This window comes from Actinomycetospora lutea, from assembly GCF_028737205.1.
Lineage (GTDB): Bacteria > Actinomycetota > Actinomycetes > Mycobacteriales > Pseudonocardiaceae > Actinomycetospora > Actinomycetospora lutea.
The window spans coordinates 20192-36079 of sequence record NZ_JAQZAL010000024.1 but is presented as its reverse complement, the minus strand read 5'-3'; the positions used below and the strand labels follow the sequence as shown (position 1 = coordinate 36079).

The 15888-nt window shown below is 75.1% G+C and carries 17 protein-coding genes; 15 read left to right on the top strand and 2 right to left on the bottom strand.

Annotated elements, in window-relative coordinates; all coding sequences use genetic code 11:
* Window positions 1-55: 55 nt before the first annotated feature.
* The 15 genes from PHK61_RS23495 (at window position 56) to PHK61_RS23425 (ending at window position 13044) form a co-directional block, all read left to right on the top strand.
* Window positions 56-1228, top strand: coding sequence for a CaiB/BaiF CoA transferase family protein (locus PHK61_RS23495; protein ID WP_274283449.1), 1173 nt, complete (start codon window positions 56-58; stop codon window positions 1226-1228).
* Window positions 1221-2033, top strand: a complete 813-nt coding sequence (locus PHK61_RS23490; protein WP_274283448.1) for a citryl-CoA lyase — start codon at window positions 1221-1223, stop codon at window positions 2031-2033. Before PHK61_RS23495 ends, PHK61_RS23490 begins: the two co-directional genes overlap by 8 nt.
* Window positions 2030-2899, top strand: coding sequence for a dioxygenase family protein (locus PHK61_RS23485; RefSeq protein WP_274283447.1), 870 nt, complete (start codon window positions 2030-2032; stop codon window positions 2897-2899). The genes PHK61_RS23490 and PHK61_RS23485 overlap by 4 nt, the downstream gene beginning before the upstream one ends.
* A gap of 11 nt (window positions 2900-2910) precedes the next feature.
* The gene (locus PHK61_RS23480) at window positions 2911-3975 is read left to right on the top strand and encodes a 5-methyltetrahydropteroyltriglutamate--homocysteine methyltransferase (RefSeq protein ID WP_274283446.1); all 1065 of its coding nucleotides are present in this window, start codon (window positions 2911-2913) and stop codon (window positions 3973-3975) included.
* 161 nt (window positions 3976-4136) lie between these two features.
* The gene (locus PHK61_RS23475; protein WP_274283445.1) at window positions 4137-4643 is read left to right on the top strand and encodes a hypothetical protein; all 507 of its coding nucleotides are present in this window, start codon (window positions 4137-4139) and stop codon (window positions 4641-4643) included.
* A gap of 1 nt (window position 4644) precedes the next feature.
* Window positions 4645-5256, top strand: a complete 612-nt coding sequence (locus tag PHK61_RS23470; RefSeq protein WP_274283444.1) for a hypothetical protein — start codon at window positions 4645-4647, stop codon at window positions 5254-5256.
* A 2-nt stretch (window positions 5257-5258) separates the two neighbouring features.
* On the top strand, window positions 5259-5591 hold the full coding sequence (locus PHK61_RS23465; RefSeq protein ID WP_274283443.1) for a hypothetical protein: 333 nt from the start codon (window positions 5259-5261) through the stop codon (window positions 5589-5591).
* A 38-nt stretch (window positions 5592-5629) separates the two neighbouring features.
* Entirely contained in the window at window positions 5630-6841 is a 1212-nt protein-coding gene (locus tag PHK61_RS23460) for a PucR family transcriptional regulator (protein WP_274283442.1), read from the top strand.
* 62 nt (window positions 6842-6903) lie between these two features.
* The gene (locus PHK61_RS23455) at window positions 6904-7740 is read left to right on the top strand and encodes a cytochrome P450 family protein (RefSeq protein ID WP_274283441.1); all 837 of its coding nucleotides are present in this window, start codon (window positions 6904-6906) and stop codon (window positions 7738-7740) included.
* Window positions 7737-8078, top strand: coding sequence for a cytochrome P450 (locus tag PHK61_RS23450; RefSeq protein ID WP_274283440.1), 342 nt, complete (start codon window positions 7737-7739; stop codon window positions 8076-8078). The genes PHK61_RS23455 and PHK61_RS23450 overlap by 4 nt, the downstream gene beginning before the upstream one ends.
* Before the next feature lie 100 nt (window positions 8079-8178).
* Window positions 8179-8973 carry an IclR family transcriptional regulator gene (locus tag PHK61_RS23445; RefSeq protein WP_274283439.1) on the top strand — a complete coding sequence of 265 codons (795 nt, stop codon included), beginning with the start codon at window positions 8179-8181 and terminating at the stop codon, window positions 8971-8973.
* A 14-nt stretch (window positions 8974-8987) separates the two neighbouring features.
* Window positions 8988-10301 (top strand): MFS transporter, encoded by a 1314-nt coding sequence (locus PHK61_RS23440; protein WP_274283438.1) that lies wholly within the window; start codon window positions 8988-8990, stop codon window positions 10299-10301.
* Window positions 10302-10349: 48 nt separating this feature from the next.
* The gene (locus PHK61_RS23435; RefSeq protein WP_274283437.1) at window positions 10350-11072 is read left to right on the top strand and encodes a GntR family transcriptional regulator; all 723 of its coding nucleotides are present in this window, start codon (window positions 10350-10352) and stop codon (window positions 11070-11072) included.
* A gap of 11 nt (window positions 11073-11083) precedes the next feature.
* Window positions 11084-12220, top strand: a complete 1137-nt coding sequence (locus tag PHK61_RS23430; RefSeq protein WP_274283436.1) for an acyl-CoA dehydrogenase family protein — start codon at window positions 11084-11086, stop codon at window positions 12218-12220.
* Window positions 12221-12261: 41 nt separating this feature from the next.
* On the top strand, window positions 12262-13044 hold the full coding sequence (locus PHK61_RS23425) for an oxygenase MpaB family protein (protein WP_274283435.1): 783 nt from the start codon (window positions 12262-12264) through the stop codon (window positions 13042-13044).
* Here the strand turns inward: PHK61_RS23425 and PHK61_RS23420 are convergent, their stop codons facing one another.
* On the bottom strand, window positions 13045-14745 hold the full coding sequence (locus tag PHK61_RS23420) for a class I adenylate-forming enzyme family protein (protein WP_274283434.1): 1701 nt from the start codon (window positions 14743-14745) through the stop codon (window positions 13045-13047). It lies immediately after the preceding gene.
* Window positions 14746-15792 carry an LLM class flavin-dependent oxidoreductase gene (locus PHK61_RS23415; RefSeq protein ID WP_274283433.1) on the bottom strand — a complete coding sequence of 349 codons (1047 nt, stop codon included), beginning with the start codon at window positions 15790-15792 and terminating at the stop codon, window positions 14746-14748. It abuts the gene before it with no gap.
* Window positions 15793-15888 lie beyond the last annotated feature (96 nt).

Here is a 15888-nt window from a genome sequence, read left to right as displayed (position 1 = left end):
AGGCTCCCCTCGAACACGGACACGTGTCCGTAGAGCGGACAGAGAGGCAGGACGCATGGCGCAGGAGGACCCCACCGCGCAGGGCTCGGGAGGTCCGCTCGCCGGGCTGCTCGTGGCCGACTTCTCGCGCGTGCTCGCCGGGCCCTACGCCACGATGCTGCTGGCCGACCTGGGCGCCGAGGTGATCAAGGTCGAGTCGCCCCAGGGCGACGAGACGCGCACCTGGATGCCGCCCACCCGCGACGAGACGTCGACCTACTACCTCGGGATCAACCGCGGCAAGCGCTCCATCGCGCTCGACCTGCGCGACGAGGCCGACGTGGCCCTCGCGAAGGAGCTGGCACGCCGCGCCGACATCCTCATCGAGAACCTCCGCCCCGGCGGCATGGCCAAGTACGGGCTCGACTACGCCTCGGTCTCGGCCGACAACCCGGGGCTGGTCTACGCCTCGATCTCCGGCTTCGGGTCCACCGGCGGCGGCCACGTCCCGGGCTACGACCTCATGGTCCAGGCGGTGTCCGGCCTGATGAGCCTCACCGGCGCGCCCGACGGACCGCCGTTCCGCGCCGGCATCTCGATCTTCGACGTGATGGCGGGCAAGGACGCGCTGATCGGCATCCTCGCCGCGCTGCGCCACCGCGACGCCACCGGCCGCGGCCAGCACGTCGAGCTGTCGCTGCTCGCCTCGGCGATGTCGGGGATGGTCAACCAGAGCTCGGCGTACGCCGCGGGCGGCGTGGTGCCGACCCGCATGGGCAACGCCCACCCCAGCGTCGTGCCCTACGAGCCGCTGCCGACCGCCGACAACGACCTCATCGTCGCGGCCGCCAACGACGGCCAGTTCCGCAAGCTGTGCGGCGTCCTCGGGATGCCCGAGCTGGCCGACGACCCGCGCTTCCTGCGCAACGCCGACCGCACCGAGCACCGCGACGAGCTCAAGCCGATCCTCGTCGAGGCGCTGGCGGCCAAGGGCGCCGACGAGTGGTTCGACCTGCTCGTCGACGCCGGGGTCCCGGCCGGCCCGATCAACAGCGTCGCCGGGGGCTTCGCGATCGCCGAGCGCTTCGGACTGGACCCCGTGGTCCCGGTCGGCGAGGGCGACCGCGCGGTGCCCACCACCCGCAACCCGATCCGCTTCTCCGAGACCCCGGTGACCTACGAGCTGCCGCCGCCCGAGCTCGACGAGCACGGCGCCGAGCTGCGGAAGTGGCTGGCGAGCGATGCCTGAGTACCCGACGGCTCTGGGCGCGGCGTCCAAGGACACCATCACCCTGCTCGGCCAGGACCTCGCGAACGACGTCATGGGCGAGGTCGGGTTCGGCGAGCTGGCGTTCTGGCTCGCCACGCAGCGCCGGCCGACGCCGGGGGAGACCCGGGTGTTCGAGGCCGTCCTCGCCGCGCTGGCCGACCACGGGTACACGCCCACCGCGATCATCAGCCGCCTCGCCCACCTGTCGGCGCCCGACTCGGTGCAGGGCGCGCTCGCCGCGGGCCTGCTCGCCGGTGGCTCGCGCTTCCTGGGCGTCACCGAGGACTGCGGGCGGTTCCTGCACGAGGTGCTGGAGAACGCCGGCCCGCTGCCGACCGACGACGCCGGCTGGGACGACCTCGCCCGCGCGACCGTCCGGCAGCAGCGCGAGGCGACGAAGTTCGTCCCCGGGCTCGGCCACCACGTCCACAAGGACGGCGACCCCCGCACGCCGCGGCTCATGGCGATCGCCGCCGAGGAGGGCGTCACGGGCCCGCACCTGGCGCTGTTCGCCGCGATCGGGCGTGTCCACCCCGAGATCCTCGGGAAGACGCTGCCGCTCAACGGCGCCGGCGTCTGCGGCGCCGCGCTCGCCGACCTCGGGCTGCCGCTCGAGCTGCTGCGCGCGTTCGCGCTGCTGGCCCGCACCGCGGGCCTGATCGGCCAGCTCGCCGAGGAGCTGCGCCACCCCGTCGGAAGAGACATCTTCCTGTCGGTGGACCTCAACAACCGGCCGGTCGATCCTGACCCCTACGAGCCACCACCGTTGGAGGGATGGCGATGACGCAGACACCCGTCACGGTCACCGAGGACACGATCACCGACCTCGCCGCGTCCCGCTGGGGCACGGCGCACGACCCGCGCACCGCCGAGCTGCTGACCGCACTCGTCCGCCACCTGCACGCGTTCGCCCGCGAGACCAAGCTCTCGGAGGCCGAGTGGATGGCCGCGGTCCGCTGGCTCACCGAGGTCGGGCAGATCAGCGACGACAAGCGCGAGGAGTTCATCCTCACCTCCGACGTCCTCGGCCTCTCGATGCTCGTCGTGCAGCAGAACCACCGCTTCGCCGAGGGCGCGACACCCGCCACCGTGCTCGGCCCGTTCCACATCGAGGGCTCGCCGGAGCTGGCGTACGGCGCGGACATGTCCGACGGCCTGCCCGGCACGCCGCTCTGGATCCACGGCACCGTGCGCTCGCTCGACGGGACCCCGGTCCCCGGCGCGGTGCTCGACGTGTGGCAGGCCGACTCCGACGGCGCCTACGAGTCCCAGCTCGACGTCGACGAGGCCCGCCTGCGCGGGAAGTACACCGCGCGCGAGGACGGCACCTACTGTGTGCGGACCATCGCCCCGCTGGGCTACGCCATCCCCATGGACGGGCCCGTCGGGCGCCTCATCGCGCAGACCGACATCAGCCACTACCGGCCGGCGCACGTCCACTTCCTGCTCAACGTGCCGGGCTTCGAGCCGCTGATCACCCACCTGTTCCGCGAGGGTGCGCAGTACCTCGACAGCGACGTCGTGTTCGGCGTCAAGCGCGAGCTGGTCGTCACCTTCACCGAGCGGGAGCCGGGCCCGACGCCCGACGGCGGCCACTGCGACGTCGCGTGGTGCGAGGCCGCGTACGACTTCGTGCTGCAGCCGAGCTGAGAGGACCCCTGATGGCGACGCTCCCCCTCCTGCCGACCTCGCTCGTCGGCAGCTACGCCCAGCCCGACTGGCTCATCGACCGCGCCCGGCTCGCCGACCGGTTCCCGCCCCGGGTGCGCGCCAAGGAGCTGTGGCGGGTGGCGCCGGAGCTGCTCGAGCAGGCGCAGGACGACGCGACGCTGCTGGCGGTCCGCGCGCAGGAGCGGGCGGGGCTCGACGTCCTCACCGACGGCGAGATCCGCCGGGAGAGCTACTCGAACCACTTCGCCACCGCGCTCGAGGGCGTCGACGTCGACAACCCCGGCACCGCGCTGGACCGCAGCGGCCACCCCAACCCGGTCCCGCGCATCACCGGGCCGATCAGCCGCCCGCGGCCGATCCAGGTCGACGACCTGCACTTCCTGCGCGCGGCGACCGACCACACGATCAAGATGACCGTGCCGGGCCCGTTCACCATGTCCCAGCAGGCCCAGGACGACCACTACGGCGACCCGGGGGCGGCGGCCATGGCCTACGCCGCCGCGGTCAACGCCGAGATCCGCGACCTGTTCGCCGCGGGCGCGGACGTCGTGCAGATCGACGAGCCCTACATGCAGGCCCGGCCCGACGCGGCACGCGCCTACGGGCTCGAGGCGCTGAACGCCGCCCTGGAAGGGGTCACCGGCACCACCGCGGTGCACATCTGCTTCGGCTACGCGGCGATCATCCACGAGCGCCCCGAGGGCTACTCGTTCCTGCCCGAGCTCGCCGGCTCGCCGGTGAAGCAGATCTCGATCGAGACCGCGCAGTCCGGCCTCGACCTGGGGGTGCTGACCGACCTCACCGACAAGACGATCATCCTCGGGGTGCTCGACCTGTCGGACCCGGCCGTGGAGAGCCCGGGGGTGGTCGCGTCCCGCGCGCGCCGGGCGTTCGAGCGCATCCCGCCCGAGCAGCTCGTGCTCGCCCCCGACTGCGGGCTGAAGTACCTGCCGCGCGACGCGGCGTTCGGCAAGATGCGCTCGCTCGCCGACGCGGCGAAGCGCCTGCGCGCGGAGCTCCGCTCGGGCGGGGAGGGCGTGCCGACGCCGCAGTGACGGTGCAGTGACGGTGCAGTGACGGTGCAGTGACGGTCGGGCCCTCGCCGTCGCGGCCCCGAGGTCGCGCACCGCCCGCGGGGAGCACGTGGCCGCGGTGATCGACCGCCGGACGGATCGGGTACCAGCGCGCCCGGAAGCCGTTCGAGCAGGAGGAGCCCATGGCCGACCCCGGGGAGTCCACCAAGGCGGCGCGCGCGGGGCAGCGCGTCGCCGGCGCCGTCAAGCAGGCGGCCGGAGCGATCACCGACAACCAGGACCTGCGGGCCGAGGGCGAGCTGCAGCAGGAGAAGGCCGACGCGGCCAAGGAGGCCGAGCGCGCCGACGAGTTCGCGCAGCAGAAGCGCGAGGAGGCCGAGGCGCGGGCCCGGGAGGAGGAGCTGGCGGTCGAGCGCGAGCGGTTGGCCGCGCAGGACGCGACCGCCGCGCGCGAGGAGCGCGCCGAGCGCGACCGGCAGGCCGAGCAGCAGCGGGCCGCGCAGGACACCGCGTCGCGCCGGCAGGCCACCGAGCAGGTCGCGCAGGCGCGCGAGCAGGAGCTGCGCCGCGACGAGGCGGACGCCGTGCGCGAGCGCACCGCCGCCGAGGCGCGCGCCCGGGACGAGGAGGTCCGGGCCGAGCAGGCGCGTCACGACGCCCGGGCGATCGAGAACGTGGAGGAGAGCTGAGATGGCGCCGCTGGCAGGAGTGCCCCGCACGGTCGTGTCGCTGGGGTTCGGGGTGGCCCGGGTCCCGGTCGACCTGCTCGCCCAGGTGACCGGCAACGGCGGCAACCGCGAGTTCGGGCCGACCCTGGCCTTCGACAGCGTCGAGGCCACCGTGCGCGGGATCCTCGGCTCGGTGCTCGGCGACCCCGAGCTGGCCGCGCAGGGGCACCGGCAGGACGCCCGCGTGCAGCGCCGCAGCGCCGCCGCGGAGCGGGACCGGGCCGCGGACGCCCGGCGCGAGGTGGCCGACGACCGGCTGGCGCAGCGCCGCGAGCGCGACCAGCAGCAGCGCGAGCAGGTGCGCGAGCAGACCGTCGAGCAGGAGCAGCGCCTCGAGCAGGAGCGCCGGCAGCGCGAGCAGCAGGCGCAGGAACGCGAGCGGCAGCGCAAGGAGCAGGCCGCGCGCGACGAGGCGACGGCCCACGAGCGCATCGACGAGCACGCCCGGGAGGCGCGCCGCACGCGGGTGCAGGAGGAGTCCGAGGCGGTCGTCGCCGAGCGCGAGGCCGCGGAGAAGAAGGCCGAGGCCCTCGAGCTCGCCGAGGCGGCGGACGAGGCCGGGCGGCGGCGCTGACCATGGTCGACCGCGAGGCGCTCCTGGCCCGCTACCGCGAGCTCGTCGACCGCGAGCTGCCCGCCGCGGCCGCCCGGGACCGGTGGGTGCTGCGCCACGACCACTGCTTCGGGCGCGTGCTCCTCGACGACGCGGTGGGCGCCTGCTGGTACGACGTGCTCGACCGTCGCGCCGGCGCCGCGTACCGCCAGCTCGACGACGACCGCCTCGCCCACGCCGTGGCGCAGGGGGAGCGGTTGCTCGCCGAGGGCGATCCGCTGCTGCGCGGGCTCGACGCCCGGTCGCTGGCGTGGCGGGGGAAGCCGGCGAAGGTGGGCGCCCAGCACAAGACGTGACGTGGACCGCAGGGCGCCGGGCACGGCATGCTCTGCCGATGGTGGCGCCCGCTGACACGGCCCGGGACTCGCTGACGGTGCTGTGCCGGGCGCTGCTCGAGGAGGTCGACGACCTCGCCGACCGGCTCACCGCGCGCATCCTCGAGCGCGAGGACGTGTACGGCGCGCTGGGTGTCCCGGTGCACGACGACCTGCGCGCCACGTGCCGCGCGAGCCTGGAGCGTCTGCTCACCCAGCTCGCCGGCGACCTCCCGCCCGACGTCGACGCGGGCGCGCTGACGGTCGACGCCGGCCGGCGCCGGGCGCGGCAGGGCGTGCCGCTCGAGGTCGTGCTGCGTGCCTACCGCCAGTGCGGCCGGCTCGTCTGGGAGCGGATGCGGGTCGTGTCGAGCGAGCGCTTCGCGGGTGTGCACGACGGCGCGCTGCTGGTGGTCGCCGACGACGTGTGGCGGATCCTCGACGCGAGCTCCGACCGCCTCGTCGACGCCTACCGCCGCGAGGAGACCCGCCTGCGCGGTGTGGAGATCGGCCGGCGCTGGGCCGTGCTCGAGGGCCTGCTCGCCGGGCGCGGCCACGAGCCCGCGTGGGCCCTCGACGCCGCACGCCTGCTCGACGTCGACCCCGAGGCCCCCGTCGTCTGCGTCGTCGCTCCCGCCGGGGACGGCGCGGAGCGGGGCTCGACCCGGTCGAGCGGCGACGATCCGCTGCCCACCGGCGAGGCGCTCGCCGGCGCGTTCTGGCACGTCCGGTCGGCGGAGCTCGTGGGTGTCGTGGTCGGTGCCGCGAGCGCGGGTGACGTCGTCGCGGCCCTGCAGCCGGAGGCGACCGGACCGGTGGGCGTCTCCCCACCCGTGCCCGGCCTCGGTCAGCTCGACGTCGCCCACCGCTGGGCCCGCCTGGCCGCCCGGACGCTCCCGGCGGGCGTGGGCGCCGTCGCCGACCTGGACGACCGGCTCCCCGAGGCCCTGCTCGCCGAGGCCGCCGACCTCGTGCCCCGCCTGCGCCGCGCCGCGCTCGGCGACCTGCTCGACCTGCCCGCCGCGGAGCGCGGCACCCTGCTCGCGACCCTGCGCGCGGTGCTCGACGCCGACGGCTCGCCGTCGCACGCCGCCACCGCGCTGTACTGCCACCGCAACACCGTCATGTACCGGCTCGCCCGCCTCGAGGCGCTCACCGGGCGGCGTCCCGCCGACGCCCGCGACCGCCTGCTCCTGGGCCTCGCGCTCGTCGCCGGGGACGACGACGGGTAGCGCGTCTGCCGGCATGCGGGACGGGCGTCCCGGCGGGCGCCCGACCGTGGTCCGATGAGCGCGTGGAGCTCGACGTCGACCCCTTCGCCCTCGACGTCCTCGCCGACCCGGTCCCCGCCGACACCGCGATCCGGGAGGCCGCGCCGGCGGTCCGGCTGCCCGCGCACGGGGTGTGGGCGACCGGGCGGCACACCGAGGTGGCCGGGGTCTTCCGCGACTGGGAGACGTGGTCGTCGGCGGCCGGCACGGGGCTCGCCGACATCCGCCGCGGCGAGGGGTGGCGCCCCCCGAGCGTGCTGCTCGACGCCGACCCGCCCGCGCACACCGCCGCGCGCCGGGTGATGAACCGGGTGCTCGCGCCGCGCGCACTCGCCGACCTGGAGGCCCGGTTCGCGGCCGTGGCCGCCGAGGTCGTGGACGACGCGGTGGCGGCCGGCGAGGTCGACGCGGCGACGGCGCTGGCCGAGCGCTTCCCGATGACCGTCCTGCCCGACGCGGTCGGCATGGCCCCCGAGGGCCGCGAGCACCTGCTGCCCTACGCCGCGCTGAACTTCGAGTCGATGGGACCGCACAACACGTTGCGCGCCGAGGCCGAACGGCGGGCCGGCGGGGCGCGGGAGTACGTGACCTGGCAGGTCCGGCGCGAGGCGCTCTCCGACGACGGGATCGGCGCGGCGATCTACGCCTACGCGCAGGCGGGCGACATCGGCGCCGACGACGCCGCGCTGCTCGTGCGGTCGTTCCTGTCCGCGGGGATCGACACGACGATCCTCGCGCTGGGCTCGGTGGTGCACGAGCTCGCGCGGCGCCCCGAGCAGTGGGCGGCGCTGCACGCCGACCCGGCCTCGCGCGGGCGGCGTTCGAGGAGGGCCTGCGCCTCCACACGCCGAGCCCGGTGATCGGGCGGACGGCGACGCGCGAGGTCACGCTCGGGGACGCCACGATCGGCGCCGACGAGAAGCTGCTGCTCATGCTCGGTGCCGCCAACCGTGACCCGCGCCGGTGGGACGCGCCCGACGCGTTCGACCTGCACCGGCGCACCGCCGGCCACACCGCCTTCGGCGCCGGCGTGCACAACTGCGTCGGCCAGGTGATCGCGCGCATGGAGGCCGAGGCGCTGCTCGGGGCCCTCGCGCGCCGGGTCGCGCGGCTCGAGCCGACGGGGGAGTCGCAGCCGCGGCTGTCGAACTGGCTGCGCGGGTTCGCCACGGTCCCCGTCCGGCTGGTGCCCGCCTGACCCACCTCGGGCTTCCGGCATCCGGAAACCGCTGTTGGGTACAGCGCGTGACGCGCCGCACACTCTCCCGATCCGTGCCGCCGACGTCACCGGAGGGTCCATGACGGTCACGCACGCCGTCGACCGATCGGAGCGTGTGTCGACGGGGCCGGTCGTGGCCCGGGCACTGCGCCTGCTCGAGGCGTTCTCCGACGACCGCCCGACGCTGACGCTCAGCGAGATCTCCCGCCGCTCGGGGGTGCCGCTGTCCACCGCCCACCGCCTCGTCGCCGAGCTCGAGACCTGGGGCGCGGTGGAGCGCGACACCAACGGCCGCTACCAGGTCGGGCTGCGGCTCTGGGAGGTCGGCGCGCTGGCGCCGCGCGGCCCGGGGCTGCGCGAGCGGGCGCTGCCCTACCTCGAGGACCTCTGCGCGGTGACCCGCGAGAACGTCCAGCTCGCGGTGCGCGAGGACGACGAGATCGTCTTCGTCGAGCGCCTCGCCGGCACGCGCGCGGTCGGCGTGCTCACCCGCGTCGGCGGGCGGTGGGCGATGACGGCGACCGGCGTCGGGCTGGTGCTGCTCGCGCACGCCCCGGCCGCCGTGGTCGAGCGCGTCCTCGAGGGCCCGTTCACCCGCCACACGCCCTACACGCTGACCGACCCCGTGCGGGTCCGGGAGATGCTCGCCGCGATCCGGACCCGCGGCTACGCCGTCAGCGAGCGCCAGATCACCGACGACGCCACGTCGGTCGCCGCCCCGATCCGCGACGCCTCGGGCGAGATCGTGGCCGCCCTGTCGGTCGTCGCCCACCACGGCAACCCACCGGTGTCCGTCCTCGCCCCGCTCGTGCGCACGAGCGCCGCCGGTGTCTCCCACGCCCTGGCCGCCGGTCGCCGGCGCCGAACCCACTGACCCGGAGGGCCACCATGGCCGACGAGACCCCCACCCGCTCCGGCCGCGAGGTCCGCAAGGTCGCCCTCGCGAGCCTCGTGGGCACGTCGATCGAGTGGTACGACTTCTACATCTACGGCCTCGCGGCCGTGACGGTGTTCGCGCCGCAGTTCTTCCCGAAGACCTCGACGTTCACCGGCACGCTCGCCGCGTTCGCCACGTTCGCCGTCGGCTTCGTCGCCCGACCCATCGGCGGGGTCGTGTTCGGGCACCTCGGCGACCGCATCGGGCGCAAGGCCACGCTGGTCACGACGCTGGTGACGATGGGCGTCGCGACGACGCTCATCGGTGTCCTCCCGACCTACGCCACCATCGGGGCGCTGGCCCCCGTCCTGCTCGTCGTGCTGCGCCTCGTCCAGGGCTTCGCGGTCGGCGGCGAGTGGGGCGGCGCGGTGCTGATCTCGGTGGAGCACGCGCCGGAGTCGAAGCGCGCCTTCTACGGCAGCTTCCCGCAGCTCGGGGTGCCGATCGGGCTCATCGCCTCGAACGCGATCTTCCTGGTGCTCGCCGCCGCCATGCCGGCCGAGGCGTTCTCGACGTGGGGCTGGCGCATCCCGTTCCTGCTCAGCGCCGTCCTCGTGCTCGTCGGGCTCTGGGTGCGGCTGCGCATCGAGGAGAGCTCGGAGTTCGTGGCCGTGCGCCGCGCCGGGTCGATGGCGCTGCCGCTGGCGTCGGTGCTGCGCCACCACTTCCCGCAGGTGCTGTGCGGCATCGCGATGTTCACCGGCATCACGGGCATCGGCTACATGGCCGCGACCTACACCATCCAGTACGGCACGAGCGCCCTCGACCTGCCACGGGCGCCGCTGATCGCGATCGTGCTCGTCGTCGCGGTCCTCGAGGTGCCGCTGATCCTCTGGGTGTCCGCGGGCGCGGACCGCTGGGGCCTCTCCCGCACGATCCTCGCCGGGAGCCTCGCCACGGCGGTCGTCGCGGCGGTCTTCCTGCCGCTGCTGGCGACCGGGTCGCTGCTGCTCATCGCGGTCGCCGTGGCCGCGGCGCGCTGGGCGTCGGCGCCGATGTGGGGACCGTCCGCGGCCCTCGCCGCCGAGTGCTACCCGACCGAGGTGCGCTACAGCGGCGCGTCGGTGGGCTACCAGCTGGGCGCGATCGTCGGCGGCGCGCTGGCCCCGATCTTCACGACGCTGCTGCTCGCCTCGCCGCTGGGCATGCCCGGCGCGGCGGCCTACCTCGTCCTCATCACCCTCATCTCGGGTCTCGGCGCCCTGGCCGCCGACCGTCTCGTCCGCCGCGCGGGGACCCGCGAACCGACGCAGGCGGCCGCCTGAGCCCGGACGCCTGGCCGCGCCAAATCCCATAGGATATGGTCCGGCGTCGTGAGCGGGTCCGACACGGCGCTGCTCGGCGACGCCCCGGCGCTGCCCGAGCAGGTGGCGCTGCAGCTGCGCGAGCGCATCCTGTCCGGCGGGCTGCGCCCGGGCACGTTCCTGCGGCCCGACCGCCTCGCCGTCGAGCTCGGGGTCAGTCCCACACCGGTCCGCGAGGCGCTGCAGGCGCTGCGCGCCGACGACATGGTGCGCGCGCTGCCCCGCCGCGGGTTCGTCGTCGCGCCGCTGGACCGGGGCGACGTCGTCGACCTGTTCGCCGTCCAGGCGCAGCTCACCGGGGAGCTCGCGGCCCGGGCGGCCGGGTCGATCGGCGCGGAGGGCCTGGCCACGGTGCGGGCCCGGGCGGCCGAGGTCGACGCGCTCATCACCGGCGGCGCGGGGCCGGACGGGTCGAGCTCCGCGGGGCGTCGTCTCCCGACCGGCGACCTCGCCGACGCCGAGCGCCGCTTCCACGCGACGCTCAACCGCGCCGCGGGCGCCCGCAAGCTCGCCTGGCTGGTCGGGCGGGCCGCCCACTACCTGCCACCGCGCTTCTACACCGACCGCGAGGCCTGGCGCACCGCCACCGTCGCGGCCCACCGCACGCTGCTCGACGCGCTCGCGTCGGGCGACGCCGACACCGCCCGGGCGGCGATGGAGGGCCACGTCCTCGACGGACGCGACCTGCTCGTCGCCCACCTCGAGGCGGTCGGCTTCTTCGACGAGAGCTGAGGAGACCGACGATGCCCGTCACCCTGACCGAGGAGCAGCAGGACCTCGCGAACGCCATCGCGGAGTTCGCCCGCCGCGAGGTGCCCGACAAGGCGCGGCGCGACGAGCTGACCGCCGAGGGCCCGCACTCGATGGAGGTCTACCGCAAGATGGCCGACCAGGGCTGGCTCGGCATCGCGCTGCCCGAGGCCTACGGCGGCTCCGGCGGGTCGATGACCGACCTGCTCGTGTTCCTCGAGGAGACCTCGTACCACCAGATCCCCATCGGCGGCTTCGGGACGACGATCATCACCGCGGCGGCCCTCGAGCGCAGCGGCTCCGAGGAGCAGAAGCAGCAGCTGCTCGGCGACGTGATCAACGGCGAGCTGCTGGCGATCTCGATGTCCGAGCCGGGCGCGGGCTCCGACGTCGGCGGCCTGACCTGCAGGGCCGAGAAGACCGAGAACGGCTGGGTGGTCAACGGCCAGAAGACGTGGTGCTCGAACGCCCACATCTCGAAGCACATCCTGCTCGTCGCGCGCACCTCCACCGAGGGCGGCAAGCACGACGGCCTGACGATGTTCATGGTGCCCACCGACGCCGACGGGCTCGAGATGCACGGCATCGAGACGATGGGCGGCAAGGAGGTCAACGACCTCTACTTCACCGACTGCCACCTGCCCGCCGACGCCGTCGTCGGCACCGAGGGGCAGGGCTGGCGCCAGCTCATGGCCGGGCTGAACCTCGAGCGCATGATCCTGGCCGGGCTCATGCTCGGGCTCGCGCGCCGGGCGTTCGACGACACCGTCGCCTACGTCAAGGAACGCCACCAGTTCGGCCGGCCGGTCGGCAGCTTCCAGGCGATGCGCCACCGCATCGCCGACAACGCGACCGAGCTCGCGGCCACGAAGCTCCTGGTGCACGACACCGCGCGCACCATCGACGCCAACCCGGGCGCGCTGTACCCGCGCGAGGCCTCGATGGCGAAGCTCAAGGCCACCGAGATCGCCAAGCACCTCTCGCTCGAGGGCATGCAGATGCTCGGGGGCTACGGCTACGCCACCGAGTACGGCATGGAGCGCCTGCTGCGCCAGAGCGTGGTCTCGACCGTGTACGGCGGCACCAGCGAGATCCAGCGCGACATCATCGGCAAGTCGTACGGCCTGTGACGCCTGGTCCGACCGCGGTACCGCGATCGGCCCGGGACCTCGTGCTCGGGCCGGTCGTGCTCTCGGCGACCGCCAACGTGATCATGGAACTGTCGTGGCCCGGCGTCGGTCACGGGGTCGCCGAGAGCCGGGTCGACTCCGGCGACGTGATGCGCCACCCGCTGCACCGCTTCCGGACCACCACCGCCTACCTCGCGGTCGCGCTGCTGGGCACCGACGCCGAGCGCGCCGACTACCGGCGGGCGGTCGGCCGCTCGCACGCCCACGTGCACGCGACCGCCGAGAGCCCGGTCGACTACGACGCGTTCGACCCGGAGCTGCAGCGCTGGGTGGCGATGTGCCTGTACCGCGCGTTCGAGGACACCTGGGGCCTGCTCGCCGGCGAGCCCGGGACGCGGCTGCCGGACGCGGTGTACCGGCAGTGCGCCACGCTCGGCACGACGCTGCAGATGCGCCCGGAACAGTGGCCGGCCGACCGGGCCGCGTTCGACGACGCCTGGGACGACGGGCTCACCCACGTGCGGATCGACGACGCCGTGGCCGCCTACGTCGCGCGGCTGATCGACGGCGAGTTCCTGCCGGAGCCGCTGCGCGGGGCCTCCCGGGCGATGCGGACATTCCTCACCACCGGGTTCCTGCACGAACCGTTCCGCTCGCTGCTCGGCCTCGCGTGGTCGCCGGCCGACCAGGAGCGGTTCGAGACGCAGCTGCGCCGCCTCGGCGCGGTGGTGCACCGGCTGCCCGGCGGGCTGCGCCGCGCGCCCTACAGCACCGCGCTCGCCGACCTGCGCGTGCGCCGCGCGCTCGGCCGCCCGCTCGTCTGATCAGCCGGCGAGCTCCCGCCGCAGGGCGTCCTTGAGGATCTTGCCGGTGGCGGTGCGCGGGAGCGGGGAGTCCCGCCAGATCACCGTGCCCGGCACGGCGAACGCCGGCAGGGTCGCGAGCAGGGCCTCCCGCAGCGCCGCGGTGTCGGGGGCGGCACCCGGCGCGGCGACGAGGACCGCGGCGACGTCCTCGCCGAGCCGGGGATGGGGCACGCCGACCACCGCGGCCTCGAGGACGCCGGGCCGGGCGAGCAGCGCCGCCTCGACCTCCCCGCAGTACACGTTCTCGCCGCCGCGCACGACGACGTCCTTGGCGCGGTCGACCACGTGCACCCAGCCGTCGCGGCGCAGCCCGAGGTCGCCGCTGCGCAGCCAGCCGTCGCGCAGCACGGCCCCGGTCGCCTCCGGATCGCGCCAGTAGCCGCGCATGATCTGCGGGCCGCGGAAGCAGAGCTCGCCGACCGTGCCGTCGGGGACCTCGGCCCCCGTGCCCGGGTCGACGATCCGCAGCTCGGTGCCGGGCACCGGCCGGCCGACGCTGTCGGGGTGCGCGGCGTAGTCGGCGCCGGTGTTGGCGCACACCGCGGACGTCGTCTCCGTGGCGCCGTACCCGTTGGCCGCCGACGCGCGCCCGGCGAGCTCGGTGGCCACCCGCCGCACCAGCGACGGGGGGATGGGCGCGCCGCCCATCGCGATGCGGCTGAGCGAGGCGGTCTCGCGCGGGTGCTCGACGGCCAGCTCGACGACGTCGCGCAGCACGGCGGGCACCCCCGAGGCGTTGGTGAGCTGCTCGGTGGCGATGAGGCGCAGCGCCTCGTCCGGGTCCCAGTGGTGCATCAGCGCGAGCGTGGCGCCGGACAGCGCGGCGCCGTAGAGCCCGTTGAGCCCGGCGATGTGGAACATGGGGTAGGCCAGCAGCGTGCCGGGCCGGGCGGGCGCGGGCGCGGGCTCGCCCCGCCGCTGGGCGGCCAGCTGGTTGGCGCGGCCGAGGCAGGCGACGTTGAGCGCGTTCGCCACGTGGTTGCGGTGGCTGCTGACCACGCCCTTGGGCGCTCCGGTCGTGCCCGACGTGTAGATGATCGTGGCGGTGTCGTCGGGGGAGACGTCCACCTCGGGAACCGGGCCGCCGGTCCGGACCACGTCGTCCCACGCCACCACCCCGGCCGGGAGCGGGCCCTCGCCGCGCACCCGCACGATCGGCGGGAGCTCCGGGTGGCCGTCGAGCGCGGCGACCCGCTCGGGGTCCGCGATCACCACCCGGGCGCCGGCGTGCCGGATCGCGCCCGCCAGCTGCCCGCCGGTCCACCACGCGTTGAGCGGCACGACCACGAGGCCGGAGACCATCGCCGCCCAGAACGCCACGGTCCACTCGGGCACGTTGCGCATTGCGACGGCGAGCCGGTCGCCGGGTCGCAGTCCCTGACCGGCCAGCCACCCCGCGAGGTGCGCGACGAGGCGCCGGTGCTCGCCGTACGGGCACCGCTCGTGGCCGTAGACCGTGGCCACGCGGTCGTCGGGGGCGGGCGACGTCGCGTACAGCTCGCGCAGGGTGTGCGGAGCCCGCTCGTGGACGCGCATCGCGACGCCGTCGACGGTCACCGGGACCATCGCGAACTCGCCGCCCGGGGCGGTCAGCTCCGCGAGGACCGGGCCCAGCCCGGTGCGGTCGGCATGGTCGGTGGGGTCGGTGGGGTCGGCCATCTACGCGGCGGGCTTCCAGCCCAGCGCCGGGCCCAGCTTCGTCGCCATGTCGGTGAGGATCTGCACGTAGTCCTCGTGCTCGAAGGTGAACGGCAGCGCGAAGACGACCTCGCGGACCTCGCGGAACGCCGCGTCGGCGTACAGCTTCTCGGCGACCTCCTCGGACGTGCCCAGCACGTCGGGCGCGGCGAGCAGCCCCGGCCCGGGCGGGCCCAGCGGCGCCGAGGTCCGCGGGGTGCGCTTCGCGACGTAGGCCTCGTACCTGGCGCGCTGCTCGGGCGTCGCGGAGTCGGTGGGGATGACGACGAGCCCCTGCGAGACGCGCGCGGCCTCGCCGTCGGGGTGGTGCGCCCTGAACAGCGCGATCTGGCGCTGCTGGATCGCGGCGAAGTCCCAGCGCCCGTCGCGCTCGAGGTCGGAGTCCTCGGGCTTGATGATGTTGCTGGTCAGCAGGTTCAGGCCCTGCTCGGCGGCCCACCGCGTCGAGCGCCCGCTGCCCGCGCCGTACCAGATGCGGTCGCCGAGACCGGGGGCGTGCGGCTCGACCCGCGCGGAGAACTCCTCGAAGCCCGCGGTGCCCGAGAACGTGCTCACGGGCTCGCCGCGGACCATCCGCAGCAGGCGCGCGACGCGCTCGTAGGTGAGGTCCTCGGCGTCGGCGGTGTCCGGGTAGAGCGCCTGCTTGACGTCCTCCCAGTGGATCGGCGGACCCACGCTGAAGCCGGGCTCGAGCCGGCCGCCGGAGAGGATGTCGACGGTGGCGAGGTCCTCGGCCATGCGCAGCGGGTTCTCCCAGCCCAGCGGCGTCACCGCGGTGCCCATCGCGATGCGCGACGTCCGCTGCGTCAGCGCCGCCATGATCGCGATCGGCGAGGAGATGCCGGTCTGGAAGTGCCGGTGGCGCAGGTAGGCGCTGTCGAAGCCGAGCTGCTCGCCCAGCTCGATGACCTCGAGCGTCGACTCCATGCCCGGGCCGGGGTCGTCGCCGTCGAAGAGTCCGAGCGTCAGGAATCCCAGCTTCTCGAGCGGGACGTCGGGGGTGGGCACGGCATCTCCTTCCGGGGGTCCGGTGATCGGGGCAACGACCCTCGGCACGGGGGTGTTCCCGTCACTAGTGTCGAGCGTGACCCCGGAGCGGACGGA